Origin of the sequence: Sodalis-like endosymbiont of Proechinophthirus fluctus, from assembly GCF_001602625.1 — a bacterium.
In the GTDB taxonomy this organism is placed as follows: Bacteria; Pseudomonadota; Gammaproteobacteria; order Enterobacterales; family Enterobacteriaceae.
This window is the reverse complement of sequence record NZ_LECR01000010.1, coordinates 38,159-51,601: the sequence shown is the minus strand read 5'-3', so window position 1 is coordinate 51,601 and position 13,443 is coordinate 38,159. Positions and strand designations below refer to the sequence as shown.

The following is a 13,443-nucleotide window of genomic DNA, read 5'->3' as shown; positions in this document are numbered from 1 at the left end:
CTGTCAGTTTTGTGCTGCTCAGAAACCGCGGTATAGTATCTTTGGCGTTCGTGTCGGCAATTACTTCACCGGTAGCCCCAAGGTTTTGGCCAGCAGGCCGGCAGTGGGATCGCCGAAATTTGCCCCTCGGTACCGAAATCACCGATCTGTGCGCCTGCTGCAGAAACTGTGCTACCTCTTTAAAAGAGTAGCAAATCTTACGCCAGCAGCCGGTGGATATTGATGGAGTTAGCGAAGTTCAGCCATAACGTTTGTTTCAGCTCTCCATCATCGAATACCTGCTTCACCAGCGCCTGGCAGACATCGAAACCCCTCTACCGCCACGGTATGAATATTGCCGCCCAGCGTGCAAAAGAGCTTTTCCTGCAGCGGGCTGATTTTGCCTTCGGAGTAGAGGATTACGACCTACACATTCTTAAGCTCGTAAAACGCGTGGGCCACTGAGGCACCGGTGTCATCGGAGGTCGTGACAATGATAGTCACCGGCTAGCCCTGGCCAACTTAGGTGAGCATCTGTGCCATAAGGCGGCCGCTGAAATACTTATCCGTAAAATAGTTATAACTTGGCGATATCTTCGGCTCCTGCCACCACAGGCGCCGGGAATTCAAGGGCTGCCGCCACGCGCTCCAATACGCGTTCCAGTAGCAATCCTTCACTTGATATAAGCCGATAAAATACGCGTGCTGTAGCTAACGAAATCCATTTTCAGCAACTCGTCTATCTCGGTCAGGGCTAATTCGAGCAGTTCTATGGAAAAAATAACCTCTACTGACGGCCAAGACCCTACTTTATATCGCTTGGTAAAATCTGACCTGCTCGTTGTGTTCCTTTATATTGAACAATTTCATCTTTTAATTCATCATCATATGGGCGACGTAGGTATCCAGGCAGCAAATATGAACAAAACCTTCAGCTTTTTTGCAGAAAACCTTCAGCTTTTTTGCAGGTAGTGCTGCGTCAGCCAGTCATCGGCACGCGCCGATGACGAAGACTTCAATGGCCTGATCGGTATTAAACAGCATCTGATACGCGACCAAAACACAGATGTTAGTGCTGTGTCATTATTCACTACCACTGGATGGAATGCTAGGAGGATCCCTAGGCGATAGCGATGATATTGATATTTTGGCGCGCGCCAGCGCCGCAAAAAACTTGGCGGACAGACCACGCGGCTTGCGTATCTCGTCGCCGACCACCGAAATAATCGCCAAGCAGGAGATTAAATCCAGTGACTCCAGCAGACCGTCTTCAGCTCCAGGTAGAATTCCTGTCCACCAACTCATACTGCGGCACGCAAAAAAACTGATGCTGGATTCCGACGAGGATTGTGTAATCAGCACTACGGAGCTTCCAGCGCGAGACATAGCCGAAAAAACCCGTACCGCCATACCAATCATATTTTTATTCTCAGGCCGGAAATGTTGATCATCGCCATATTATTTAGATGGGTTATGCCTTTGACCGGGTCACCTTGCTCGCCGATGGCGGGTCAGATCAATGTGCTTGGAGACTGATGATTGGTAGTGTTTTTAACAAGACGGAGAATTTGGAACTGAGCAATGTGGACAATAGTACGGGGATGAAGAACCTTGGTACCGAAGTAGGAAAGTTCCATCGCCTCCTAATAGGAAAGCTAACTGAGTAAATAGGAAATATTACTGAGTAAACAAGCATCCGGTACTTGATGAGGTCTCTGGTATGAACGCCGCCCATGTCCGTCCAGATTTCTCAGCAATCGGCATACAGATAGGATGTTAGAACCTCCTCGGAGTAATCGGATTCATTACGGCCCAGCACCACCAGTTCACCGCGCTCGTTACCGACGGTAAAGCCTGCCATCAAATAATCAGAATAATGTGATCGGCAGCGATGGCAACATAGTTGATGCGCCGGATGGAATCGGCGATATCCACCGTCTATTCCAGGTAGCACCCCCTACACCAGCAGCTTCTCCACCGGGCGATAATCGTCACGTTGAAACCGCGCACAATAGCGCTTCCATTAATTAGCACGATAGACAGTTTTCGCCGCGGCTGATGATCGCGGAATTAACGCTATCATGGCAGTATTTCAGCAGTGGAATGGCCGTGCAGTAATTGTTTGAGTTGTGCGAACTCCTGTTCCACCTGGCTACGCAGCTCCGGGTGTCAAACGCCGTCTGCGCGGCGGCCAGTCCGTCCAACAGCCGGGTAAAGATGTGTTCGGAGTCAAGGATATTCATCTGGATATCAATGCCGTTGAGCGTACGGTCTATTATCATCATAAACAGGTGATTGGTAATTTTGGCCGGAGCGGATAATACTACTGCCACCTGTCCTTGGTGGCTATTACTCTCAAGGATATCAGCGACGCGGATAAAACATTCCACGTTGTCGACAGAGGAAGATACTGCCGAATTTCAGCACTCGCATTTCTATTTCATCTCCTGAATTAAGCTTAATAAAAGCCAGCAGTATCAAGGTGCGGGCTTTTTTCTGGATTCCTGTATGCGTCTCAGCTCACGACGCTACCTGTAGTGGTATCAGTAGTGGTGATAATTTTGCGGCTCTCTGAACGCGGCCTGAGTGCTCGCCGGAAAGTGCCACTATCGCCCATAACCCAGCCTATATATGCTAACGGTTAACGCAACCAAGATAAGAATTACCGGTAGAAGAGGTTGGCCACCAATTAGACTTGGCGCCGCTTCTTGCACCCAGGAACGGACAGGGTACGCCGTCAAGCCTGGGGTAGGGCGAAATTACGTAGTCACTTAAGTTATTAGACAAAAGCTATTGTCAATTGTGGAAAATAGCGACAGGAGAAACAGAATATTTCACACCATTGTCCCGCCAATTATAATGCTAATCGATAAGTAAAAGTTATCCATCAGCTCTAGACCAAGCGCCGCGTCTCGGGACCTCAGCGCCCTTATACCGCGAGCGGCGTCCGTGCTGTTGGTTATTTTCTCCTAGCTGCCCTGTTAGGTTAAATAATATAGGATATTAGTACATAAAGAGATGTGAAAATTATCTAACGGGCCGTGCTGTTAATCTTGTCTGCAGAAATAATATAAGTATTAAGGTTTATTTTGATATACGTCATCAAAATAATATTTTCTCGAGTGGTAAATTCGGTTGACGCTGTTATATTATTGTTAATATAGGTAGGCTATGTAGTATTTAATCCTGAGAAATCAGGCCCTGAATCCAGGTAAGCGTCGCCGGTAGGTAACAGAGCATTAATCACGATAGAGCACGATAAAGTGCTCAGGTCAGAAGCCTTGAAGTATACGTCTTATTCCTCCGCTACTGTTAAAGACAACAGTGGCTTGAGTACCTCCTCTTTCAATTATTTTAGTAATTTTAGGTAGCAACCCATGCAGACCCCGCACATTCTTATCGTTGAAGACGAGTCAGTCACCCGTAATACCCTCAAAAGCATTTTTGAAGCTGAAGGCTATATGGTTCATGAAGCTACCGACGGCGCAGAGATGCATCACGCCCTGTCGGAACATGATATTAATTTGGTCATCATGGATATCAACCTACCGGGTAAAAATGGCTTGTTGCTGGCGCGAGAGCTTCGAGAGCATGCCGGTGTTGCATTGATGTTTCTTACTGGCCGCGATAACGAAGTTGACAAGATCCTTGGGCTGGAAATCGGTGCCGACGACTATATTACCAAGCCCTTTAACCCCCGCGAACTTACTATACGCGCACGCAATTTGCTGTCCCGTACCATGAATCTGGGCGGCGCTCTTGAAGAGCGCAAATTGGTGGAAAGCTATAAATTCAACGGCTGGGAGCTTGATATCAATAGCCGTTCTCTGCTCAGTCCCCATGGCAAGAGTCATAAGTTGCCGCGCAGTGAATTCCGCGCTATGCTGCATTTCTGCGAGAATCCAGGCAAGATCCAATCCCGCGCAGAGCTGTTGAAAAAAATGACAGGCCGCGAGCTTAAAGTTCACGACCGCACTGTGGACGTCACTATCCGTCGCATCCGAAAACATTTTGAATCTTTGCAGGATACGCCGGAAATCATCGCCACCGTTCATGGTGAAGGTTATCGTTTCTGCGGCGATTTAGAAGAGTAAGCTTTAATTGACGACGACCTCCTCCTCGCAGGGGAGGAGGAGGTCCGATGACCCTTTCGTCACCCACTAGTAAACGGCTTCGCGTCGCCCCTATCAGCCGCCGCCCGATATGCCAGATAGCCACGGTCGCCCATTTCCGTTAAAGTTGAATTCCTTCGCACAGAAATATAGCGGTGCATATGACACCATAGCCTCACGCACGGTGCCGGACAAGCCGGTTACGGACGCGATTCGCCCCAGGAAATAATCGGCGCTGCGCTCAGCACATTCTTGGGTGAACCTTACACCACCCGATCTGAATAGGAGAGATACACTAGCGCGTTTCGTTTGGGATCATAAAAGCGTATTGATGATACAATCAGTGGGTCTGGCATCGCGTTCCATGCCAAGCCGAAAGTCAATATAGAGTAGAGTAAGGTGACGATTCTTCGCGCAGATCTGCTGGGAGTGCTGTGCATTCTGAGCGGCAATATCAAACACGATGAACGCTGAGCGTGCCCGCCAGCAGCGTCTGGCGCGCCCTATCTTGCCGAGGTAATCTGTGGCTAAAGCGGTAAAATGTGCTTTTGTTTGTAACGAATGCGGTGCGGTTTATCCCCGCTGGCAGGGGCAATGTACCGCCTGCCATGCTTGGAACATTATCACCGAAGTTCGCCTTGGCCTTGCCGCCACGATGCCGTCGGCGCGCAACGAACGGTTCAGCGGCTACGCCGGCGAGAGAGAAGTGAGCAGAGTGCAAAAGCTTTCGGACATCAGCCTGGAAGCTCTGCCTCGTTTCTCCACAGGTTTCAAAGAGCTGGATCGCGTGCTGGGCGGCGGCATGGTGCCGGGTAGCGCAATTTTGATTGGCGGCAGCCCTGGCACCGGGAAAAGTACGTTGCTGTTGCAAACGCTCTGCAAGCTGGCCGGCGAAATGAAAACCCTGTACGTTACCGGTGAGGAGTCCCTACAACAGGTAGCGATGCGTGCCCACCGGCTTGGGCTGCCTACCGGCAATCTGAATATGCTGTCGGAAACTAGCATTGAGAAAATTTGCCTGATCGCGTCGCAGGAAAAACCACGTTTGATGGTCATTGACTCGATTCAGGTCATGCACATGGACGATGTGCAGTCTTCTCCGGGCAGCGTCGCCCAGGTGCGGGAATCCGCCGCCTATCTAACCCGCTTCGCCAAAACTCAAGGCGTGGCAGTAATCATGGTCGGTCATGTGACTAAAGACGGCTCGTTGGCGGGTCCAAAAGTACTTGAGCACTGTATCGATTGTTCCATGATGCTTGACGGCGATTCCGATTCCCGTTTCCGTGCTCTGCGTAGTCATAAAAACCGGTTCGGTGCAGTAAATGAGCTTGGCGTGTTCGCCATGACTGAGCAAGGGCTGCGTGAAGTCAGCAATCCCTCGGCGATATTCCTAAACCGCGGGGAGGAGATGACGCCAGGCAGCAGCGTGATGGTAGCTTGGGAGGGCACTAGGCCACTGCTAGTCGAGATCCAAGCACTGGTGGATCATTCGATGATGGCCAATCCAAGCCGGGTGGCAGTGGGGCTTGAGAAAAACCGGCTGGCGNCGATCCTGCTGGCGGTGCTACACCGCCACGGCGGGCTACAGATGGCGGATCAAGACGTCTTTGTTAACGTGGTCGGAGGCGTGAAGGTCAGCGAAACCAGCGCCGATTTGGCGCTGATGCTAGCGATGGTATCCAGTTTACGCGACAGCGCATTGCCAAAAAATCTAGTAGTATTCGGCGAAGTTGGTTTGGCGGGGGAGATCCGCCCGGTTCCAAGTGGCCAGGAGCGGATCACTGAGGCCACCAAACATGGTTTTCGCCTCGCCATCGTGCCACATGCGAACGTGCCGAAAAAAACGCCGGACAATATGCAGATCTTCGGCGTAAAAAAACTAGCCGACGCGCTGGCGATACTGGAAGAACTCTGACGCTGAGGAATATATGTTGTCGTTCAACTATCTGAAAAACGCTATCAAGCAGCAGGGATGCACCTTACAGCAGGTAGCAGAAGCCTGCGGCATCAGCAAGGGCTACCTTAGCCAACTGCTGAACGCGAAAATCAAAAGCCCGAGCGCCCAGAAGCTCGAAGCCATCCACTGTTTCCTCAGGCTGGAGTTTCCCCGGCGGCAGAAAACGGTCGGGGTGATATTCGGCAAGTTTTATCCGCTGCATACTGGGCACATCTATTTGATTCAGCGGGCTGTTAGTCAAGTGGATGAGCTACATGTGATCCTCAACTACGACGATCAGCGCGACATGCGGCTGTTTGAAGACAGTGCCATGTCTCAGCAGCCCACTCTCAGCGACAGGCTGCGCTGGTTGCTGCAAACCTTCAAGTACCAAAAAAATATCCGTATCCATGCTTTCAATGAACAGGGGATAGAGCCTTACCCACACGGTTGGGATGTCTGGAGCCAAGGCGTAAAGATTTTCATGGCCGAAAAAGGCATCGAGGCGGATTTTATCTATTCGAGTGAAAAACAGGATCTCGCGTATTATCGTGAACATCTGGGGATTGAAACAGTGATTATCGATCCTGATCGTTCGTTTATGTCCATCAGCGGAGAGCAAATCCGCCAGGATCCTTTCCGCTATTGGGACTATATTCCCACGGAAGTAAAACCGTTCTTCGTCCGCACCGTGGCATTGATTGGCGGAGAATCCAGTGGAAAGTCAATTATGGTCAACAAGTTGGCAAATATATTTAATACAACCAGTGCCTGGGAATATGGCCGTGATTATGTATTCACCCACCTTGGCGGCGACGAGATGGCGCTGCAATATTCCGATTACGATAAAATTGCGTTAGGCCAGGCACAGTTCATTGATTTCGCCGTGAAATACGCTAATAAGGTGACCTTTATCGATACAGACTTCGTTACTAGCCAGGCATTTTGCAAAAAATATCATGGACGTGAGCATCCTTTCGTGCAAGCGATGATTGATGAATACCGTTTCGATTTAGTTATCCTGCTGAAAAACAATACCCCTTGGGTCGCCGACGGTCTACGCAGTCTCGGCACGCCAGCGGACCGTGATGAGTTCCAGAGTTTGCTTGAGGAGTTACTGCACGACAATCACATCCCCTACGTGCGGGTGGATGTGGCGGATTATGACCAGCGCCTATTACAGTGCATTACGCTGGTGAAAGAGCTGTTGGGGGAGCCGCTGACGACATTGCCGGCAAACGCCGAGGCACGCCAAGTTCGTAGGCGCAACGGTAGCTGCGCCAGGCAAACCTAAAACGTCTGCTTGGAGGCACTGTAACGCACTTGATGGCCGTCAGGCCATTTTCTTGTACTTGACGGCGCAGTTGTAACGCTTCAGCGTCCAGCGTCCTTTTCTTGTGCTCTTCGTATTCAGTGAAGTTTCCCTCAAAAGAATTTGAGGTTCCCTTCGTCCTGGTAGTTGATAATGCGCGTGGCGATGCGGTCGAGGAACCAGCGATCATAGGATACGACCATAGCGCAACTGGGGAACTCCAGCAGAGCGCTTTTCAGCGCGTGCAACGCTTCTACATCCAGATCGTTGGTCGGCTCATCAAGCAGCAGCATATCAGGTTCTTTCAGCAGAAGCTAGCAAACAGCGACCCGCGGGCATCCTCCACCGGACAGGGTGTCAATTTTAACGTCCCAGGGCGCGGACAGACGTAGTGCGTCTGCGGCGTGTTCCAGCTGATTGTCCAAATTATGGCCGTCATAGGCCTGGATGATAACTTCCAGCTCCCGCTGCTCTTTGGTCAGTTTATCAAAGTCGGCATCCGGTTTAGCATAGGAGGCATATACCGTGTCCAACCGGATCAGCGCTTTCTTGACGTCCGCTACGGCAGTTTCGATCTCTTCGCGAACAGTTTTCTCGTTATCAAATCAGAGCCTTCTACGGTAAATAACAGATGTTAATGCCGGGTGGCGGCCGGGCCGAGCTTCGCCACTGATGTCGGTGTTGGATATCAGCCATGATACACAGCAGTGTTGATTTCTCTGCTCTATCAAGACCCAGGACGCCGATTTTGGCGCCGAGGGGAGGAGAACAACTCAGCGAAATATTTTTCAGAATATGGCGTTTCGGCAGCGGAACCGATTTTGCAGATGCGGCGCATAGTGTAGACGAATTTTTAGCTACTTTGGGATAACCCTCATATTAATAGGGTTTTTGACTGTCCCGCGCGGCGGCAAGAATGAGTGGGACATGACCCGCCAGTGCGATAACCCAGTTTAGCCCGTTTCGGCGCGTAATCACAGCGTGACGGACAGCGGCAGATTGAGCACATGGTCAGCAACGCAGCGGTGGAGAGGAGACGTTACAACTGGCTAGCGGCCAAAGAAGAAGAACGACATCCCCCCGCTCACTGCGGAGGAAAAGGGGACACGCCAGGGCTACCACCACCCCACCGAACGCCGTAGACCGTAAAAGAGAGTAATTGCCAGCTTTCACCCGCCTCACGACGGCGGTTTGCTATATTAATAATTTTTATTGTCATATGCGGCTAGTGCTATTCTGCTGGCTTGGCTAGCATGTGAACAGAAACCAGTCAGTTAAAAGCGCGCAATGATATTCCTGCGGCGGGACTGGTAATCAGTTGAGGATGAGTAATGATGGTCAAGGTGGACAGATGGCAGTTGTGGGTAGTAGCAATCGGAATGATGCTGCTGCCTGTGGTGGCGCAACTGCTGCTCACCCTGCGCGACTATCCCCTCTATCCCTATCTGGCGTACCGGCAGCTATCGCAAGATCTCTCCCAGGTCAGTCCCGATTAAATCAATCCCTTTATCCGGGCTAACCCGACGCTGTCGCCGGCTCTCTCCTTGTCCTCGCGCTATGTTAACGAACTGGTGAATCGTCAGGACTATAACCTGCTGGTCTTTAGTCCGTAGCTGCCAAAAAGTCCGTAGCTGCCAAAATTGGTGGCTACACGTTGCAATTTCTATTATGCTAAATAGGGCTACCGGCAAGCCGAAGGAGGCTTGGAACGGCGCCAATAACATCTGGCTGAACGGGTATTTTCTCCTGGAAAGTTGCAGTAAACTGTTTGGCTTTTGGGACCAGGCTGGCGAGAATAGCCCGCTGGCTACCATCGAACGAATACTGTTAGCGGTGAAAGAGAGTAGTATCGCTCTGGTCAACTATCTGTCAAAGCAACTGCCCGCCGAGTACCAAACCATAGGAAACGCACTGTCGGCGCTACAGGATAACTCGGTGATATTACCGGATTTCGCCCGCAACGTCAGCTTCACCGATTTGACCCGCCAGGCGATGCAGATTGTCTTTGCCTACCTGGCCCGCACCGATGTGGGAAATGCCTGTTCCCTGATTCCGATTGTGGCCAAAGCGTAGCAAATGCGCAATAGCGAACGGTTATCGCTTGAATAGAGCGTCGCCTATCGGCTGATGGGCACCGATGGCAATCCAGAACAGTCGCACTGGTCACTGGTGCGATGGGATTATTTTTCGCAGCCATTCTATCGCATTACTGGAACGACGCATTCGCATGTCGCTGGACCATGGCAATATTTTGGAGGTCCGCGCCTGGTTGGAACAGTTACCAGAAGAGGATCGGCAAAAGGATGAATGGCATCATTGGTGCGGTAGGCTGTTAAGGACGCTGGCCAGCGTGCGCAGGAGGAGGCGCTATTGCGTTCGCTCATGCAAGTGTACGGGTTTTATCCCATAGTGGAGGCGGTTAAGCGAATGCTAGTCATTAGTCATTAACGTGGTGTGCGTGCGGATTTGATGATTGCCCATCGGCTGGGGCGGCACGCCGCTGTCAATATCAATGCTAGACACTCGGTAATTACCCGGGCCGAGCATACAATCAAAAGCGTGCTGAATAGCGTCAACCTTGGCCAGGTTGCGGGTGGCAGCAATTACACTGTACATAGTGTCTGGTTAACTTCTGTCTCTTTCACGCAGGCAGTATAACGAAAAAAAGTATGTTACAATTTACCTTGTTTGACATGGCGAAACTGAATGGAATGCGATGCGCTGTATTCACGGGCAATCCTACAGCGCATTAACCGCTAATGGTGAAGGCCAGCCGGAACAGGTCGCTGAACGGGTCCTATCACTGAGTATCCCATATTATCAGTAGGGATTTGGCCGTACACGCTACCATACCGCAGAGATCATCACCGTCTTCTGCAGCTGCAAGATGACGGTGGACGCGCGGTTACACGAGTTGGATATGGGGTATTAGAAACCCGTGATATCGCTACCCTGATCGACGAGGAAAAGAAGTGGCGTCGGAATTGGTCAATGGCACTGAAGGCGGGCGCATTCCTGGCGGTTAGTCTATGACCGAAATGACGACACGCATGAATACCGCCCTCAACCACTGCCTGACGTTGCTGGCGGGCAGTATGCTGCTTTAGTCAGACACGGTATGCGCTCGACTGTCTGATAAGGACCGTCTTGGGTCTGCTGGCCTATGCCGAACGCCGACTGTAGCTGCGTAACTGCTCTCTCGCATGAATTACCAACAAAGTCCGTGGCTGGCGTCTGGCTGGGTGATGAGTTACAGCGTTAATAGTGCACTGGAATCAGGTAGTCGCAGCGGATAGCATCCGGCAAATCCGCGTCCGGTTTGTGCTACCGGGGAAAAGAATCGTTCGATATCGCATCCCTTACGGCGCACCAGGCTTTACGATGGCAGTTAAGTGCCGTCTAGTGACAGAATGAAGTCCTGCAGGTCGTTGAACTGGCCTTGATAAATTAAGCAGACGTATTCCCCCATCCAGATAGACAGGCTCGTCGCCCTGGATATTTTCCGGCATGTATTGTTGCGGATCAATAGCGATGATATAAAGTACTTCCTGCTCATTCTCTTTCTCCAGGCTGGGATGGGTATTATTAAAGCCATACAAGAGATAGGCGGCAGACATTTGGCTTCCCTAGATATTGACGCCAGAAATGGATGCGCAGCTCGGTATGGAAGCTGCTGAGCTACTCCGACAGCAGGTATAACTTTGCGTGACGCTGATCATATTTCCATCGCCGGCAGCCGGATGGACTCCGCCTGGGGCCGCACGCATTGTTACAGACGAATCGGTGGTTGGATACCGGTGGAATCCCACTCTTCTTTGTAGCGATACAGTGCTGGCATCTTGGAGAATTATTTCTAAAAAGGGCAGGTAAATGTTTGCTAGGAATCGAAACGGTACTGGGGTGCCGATATCTAGTATTAGCCATAAGATAATCTGCGCGCGCGAATATAGATAGGTACCGATGGAGTGGCCAGTCGCTTCTTTAAACATACGCTGTAGGTATTATTTGGAATAGCCCGCTTATACAGCGACATTGTCTAGTGACAACAGCTGATCCAGAGTTATCGAGCCAATTTAACAGGTCACGAATGATACCAGCTTGATCCATAACAATCCTCAGAAAGCAGCGAAGGAGTCGTTGAAAAGCGTCTACTCATAACAGCAATATTTTGTATAAAATCCATTATAATATATACAACCTTATTATTTATATTTAATATAAATTAGTCACGCCGGTTCCTTTGCCACGGCGGCCTCAAGGGGAGCTACAGAAAAGTACGTTGAACTATGAATAAAAATCGTTATTATCCTGATGGGCTACACTTTCTCTTCTGCCTTGGGAAGGCCTAAACCGAGAAAGTAAGTTCCTTCGACACCGTAGTTATAAGCCGTTCAGCCCAGATCATAAAATCGTAGTGGAAGCGTTTGACGATCCCGAGGTGCCTAATGTGACCTGTTATCTCAGCCATACCAAAACCGGTGGCATCAAATGCGGCCTTGGCCTGGCCGAAAGATACGTCCGATGAGGCGATTTTTTGCCAGCAAGCGAGTTTAATTACCCTAAGCGATAAGATTAAAAGCCGCCCTGATCACAACAGCGTCGTGTTTCAACAACGTACATCAGCTGATTTTTAAATGCCTACAGGTGGTACACCATTTGCACCGTCGTCAATCGCCGTCGCCTGGCTGATGGAGATAGCTAGTTTGTCCGCCAGCCGCGTCAGTTCCCGTGCCTTGTAACCAGCATCCACCGCTGCCCCAACACCAGCCGATCAAACATCCATCACGAATCTCAAGCTCGTTGGCAGCGATGGAAAAAAACACGGACTGTCAAGCAGCAGTTCGGCGAAATAGTAAAGCCGTAGGAGGCGATAGTGACATGCCAGCCCAAGCATCGGCGTCTTTTTAAGGTGGCGACCCGCTGGCGCAGACTGGAGGTGAAATTCAGTTCGCCGTGCATTTCTCACTCGGGTAATCTTGGTCGGCTATGCGCCAACTCCCGCCATTTGGCTATCTCATCAATGCATTCATTTTTATCGCCGTGGAGGCCATATCCATCATTAGCAGGCCCGGCGCGCACAAATTGGGCGTTTTACCAAAGGGGGTAGCCACGTCCAAGCTCGTGATCATCGGCCAGCCGCGTGGCGTGTGCCATCAGTAATCCCGCCAGACGTACCACCCGATAGTTGTCGATTTTCCAGGCGGAAACTACCACAATCGCGCGCCTAGCGCGCGGCCTGATACCGCGACAAATCCTGTTTATCCAAATTTTTGCCGTATAACAACTAACCGGTATGGCCAGCCTGATAATCCAGCGGCATGACCTCATCGCCGCTTAATGACAAAGACAATCCCGGCCAGTGTGAAACCCCTCAAGCAGATCGAATAAGGTCAGACTATTGAGCATGTTAACTCCTGTAGGACTAGGACGATGACGATGTTCACAGCCGTCTTTAGCTTAGCTATAGCTTAGCTAAGCGTAACAAGCTATCCTACCGCCGACGCTTCCGGCAAAATAAAGCATCCAAAAGAGAAAGGAAAACTTATAGCCCGCGCCAAATTCTCGTTCTGTCTACACTGCACAGTTATCCGTGCTGATTTGCATCTCGCTGCCGCTGGTATTAATACAAAGCGCGGGCCATTTCGGCATTAGTCACCAAATGTCCCGCTCGGCGCAGAGAGTTGGAGGATGAGCTTACCCGCCAGCTCACTGGCGAGCTAGCACACACTTGATAACCAGCCGTGATAATAACAGTGCCCTATCAAATAGGTGCTGTGTCATCTCACGCGCAATAGCCGCATTCTCGATGCCAAGGTGTATAATATGGACGAGTAGTCTGGTAGTAGCCTGGCTCGGGCGAAAACATCAGCTTACGCGGCCGGTTGGCTATCGGCAATCAGAAAGCAGGAAGCTTATTCAATCACCAGCTGGTGCGGACGATCAAAGGTGACAAAGGCCCGCTTGGTTTTGTCTGTCTGACGCTGGATACCCACATGCTGGAGATTAAAGCCAAACAGGTATATGACACTACTGACCTGCTGCGTCTGATGATACTACTGGCGCTCGCCATCGGCATTATCCTGGCACGTACTCTGCCGCAAAAC

Annotated in this window: 8 protein-coding genes and 10 pseudogenes; 11 read left to right on the top strand and 7 right to left on the bottom strand. The window is 50.7% G+C overall.

The features are described from left to right. Positions 1–849 (bottom strand): annotated as a pseudogene (locus BG74_RS15740) (PALP domain-containing protein); the annotation flags it as partial. Positions 850–978: 129 nt separating this feature from the next. After that, positions 979–2,412: pseudogene (locus BG74_RS15735) on the bottom strand (aspartate kinase); the annotation flags it as partial. A gap of 944 nt (positions 2,413–3,356) precedes the next feature. Between BG74_RS15735 and arcA the strand changes: the two are divergent. Next, a complete protein-coding gene (gene arcA / locus BG74_RS01350) occupies positions 3,357–4,073 on the top strand; it encodes a two-component system response regulator ArcA (RefSeq protein ID WP_066596025.1) in 717 nt (238 codons plus the stop codon). A gap of 281 nt (positions 4,074–4,354) precedes the next feature. Here arcA and BG74_RS12240 read toward each other — a convergent pair. Then, a pseudogene (locus BG74_RS12240) lies at positions 4,355–4,420 on the bottom strand (CreA family protein); the annotation flags it as partial. 13 nt (positions 4,421–4,433) lie between these two features. Here BG74_RS12240 and serB point away from each other — a divergent pair. The 4 genes and pseudogenes from serB to nadR form a co-directional block, all read left to right on the top strand. Then, positions 4,434–4,565 (top strand): annotated as a pseudogene (serB, locus tag BG74_RS15730) (phosphoserine phosphatase); the annotation flags it as partial. A 49-nt stretch (positions 4,566–4,614) separates the two neighbouring features. Further along, positions 4,615–5,637, top strand: a pseudogene (radA, locus tag BG74_RS01345) (DNA repair protein RadA); the annotation flags it as partial. Position 5,638: 1 nt separating this feature from the next. Beyond that, positions 5,639–6,006: magnesium chelatase domain-containing protein (locus BG74_RS15725; protein ID WP_305809560.1), on the top strand; the 368-nt coding region annotated here is incomplete at its 5' end. A gap of 13 nt (positions 6,007–6,019) precedes the next feature. Then, a pseudogene (gene nadR, locus BG74_RS01340) lies at positions 6,020–7,243 on the top strand (multifunctional transcriptional regulator/nicotinamide-nucleotide adenylyltransferase/ribosylnicotinamide kinase NadR); the annotation flags it as partial. A 117-nt stretch (positions 7,244–7,360) separates the two neighbouring features. Here nadR and BG74_RS20170 read toward each other — a convergent pair. Further along, a pseudogene (locus BG74_RS20170) lies at positions 7,361–8,149 on the bottom strand (ATP-binding cassette domain-containing protein). Positions 8,150–8,346: 197 nt separating this feature from the next. Here BG74_RS20170 and BG74_RS18710 point away from each other — a divergent pair. From BG74_RS18710 to BG74_RS01325, 3 genes are all read left to right on the top strand, one after another. Continuing rightward, positions 8,347–8,481, top strand: a complete 135-nt coding sequence (locus tag BG74_RS18710) for a hypothetical protein (protein WP_256364180.1) — start codon at positions 8,347–8,349, stop codon at positions 8,479–8,481. 189 nt (positions 8,482–8,670) lie between these two features. Further along, positions 8,671–8,835, top strand: coding sequence for a hypothetical protein (locus tag BG74_RS12235; protein WP_187202481.1), 165 nt, complete (start codon positions 8,671–8,673; stop codon positions 8,833–8,835). 172 nt (positions 8,836–9,007) lie between these two features. After that, entirely contained in the window at positions 9,008–9,412 is a 405-nt protein-coding gene (locus BG74_RS01325; protein ID WP_066596011.1) for a hypothetical protein, read from the top strand. Positions 9,413–9,769: 357 nt separating this feature from the next. Here BG74_RS01325 and BG74_RS01320 read toward each other — a convergent pair whose 3' ends face one another. Continuing rightward, the gene (locus tag BG74_RS01320; RefSeq protein ID WP_066596000.1) at positions 9,770–9,955 is read right to left on the bottom strand and encodes a DUF84 family protein; all 186 of its coding nucleotides are present in this window, start codon (positions 9,953–9,955) and stop codon (positions 9,770–9,772) included. A gap of 100 nt (positions 9,956–10,055) precedes the next feature. Here BG74_RS01320 and BG74_RS09995 point away from each other — a divergent pair. Beyond that, positions 10,056–10,635 (top strand): annotated as a pseudogene (locus tag BG74_RS09995) (histidine phosphatase family protein). Here BG74_RS09995 and BG74_RS01315 read toward each other — a convergent pair. Continuing rightward, a pseudogene (locus BG74_RS01315) lies at positions 10,598–11,446 on the bottom strand (GyrI-like domain-containing protein). The pseudogenes BG74_RS09995 and BG74_RS01315 sit on opposite strands and share 38 nt — an antisense overlap. A gap of 245 nt (positions 11,447–11,691) precedes the next feature. On the opposite strand from BG74_RS01315, the pseudogene BG74_RS09990 reads away from it, so the two are divergent. Then, a pseudogene (locus BG74_RS09990) lies at positions 11,692–11,989 on the top strand (CreA family protein); the annotation flags it as partial. Between the two features lie 441 nt (positions 11,990–12,430). On the opposite strand, the gene BG74_RS12230 reads toward BG74_RS09990, so the two are convergent. Beyond that, a complete protein-coding gene (locus tag BG74_RS12230) occupies positions 12,431–12,553 on the bottom strand; it encodes a DUF5609 domain-containing protein (protein WP_187202480.1) in 123 nt (40 codons plus the stop codon). A 650-nt stretch (positions 12,554–13,203) separates the two neighbouring features. Between BG74_RS12230 and BG74_RS01310 the strand changes: the two genes are divergently transcribed. After that, positions 13,204–13,443, top strand: a 240-nt coding sequence (locus BG74_RS01310) for an AhpA/YtjB family protein (protein WP_439895626.1), incomplete at its 3' end; no start/stop codon positions are given.

What these genes read in the sequence shown, in the direction of transcription:
- arcA (WP_066596025.1), top strand. Translation starts at nt 3,357, where the DNA reads ATGCAGACCCCGCACATTCTTATCGTTGAAGACGAGTCAGTCACCCGT.
- BG74_RS18710 (WP_256364180.1), top strand. Translation starts at nt 8,347, where the DNA reads ATGGTCAGCAACGCAGCGGTGGAGAGGAGACGTTACAACTGGCTAGCG.
- BG74_RS12235 (WP_187202481.1), top strand. Translation starts at nt 8,671, where the DNA reads ATGATGGTCAAGGTGGACAGATGGCAGTTGTGGGTAGTAGCAATCGGA.
- BG74_RS01325 (WP_066596011.1), top strand. Translation starts at nt 9,008, where the DNA reads ATGCTAAATAGGGCTACCGGCAAGCCGAAGGAGGCTTGGAACGGCGCC.
- BG74_RS01320 (WP_066596000.1), bottom strand. Translation starts at nt 9,955, where the DNA reads ATGTACAGTGTAATTGCTGCCACCCGCAACCTGGCCAAGGTTGACGCT.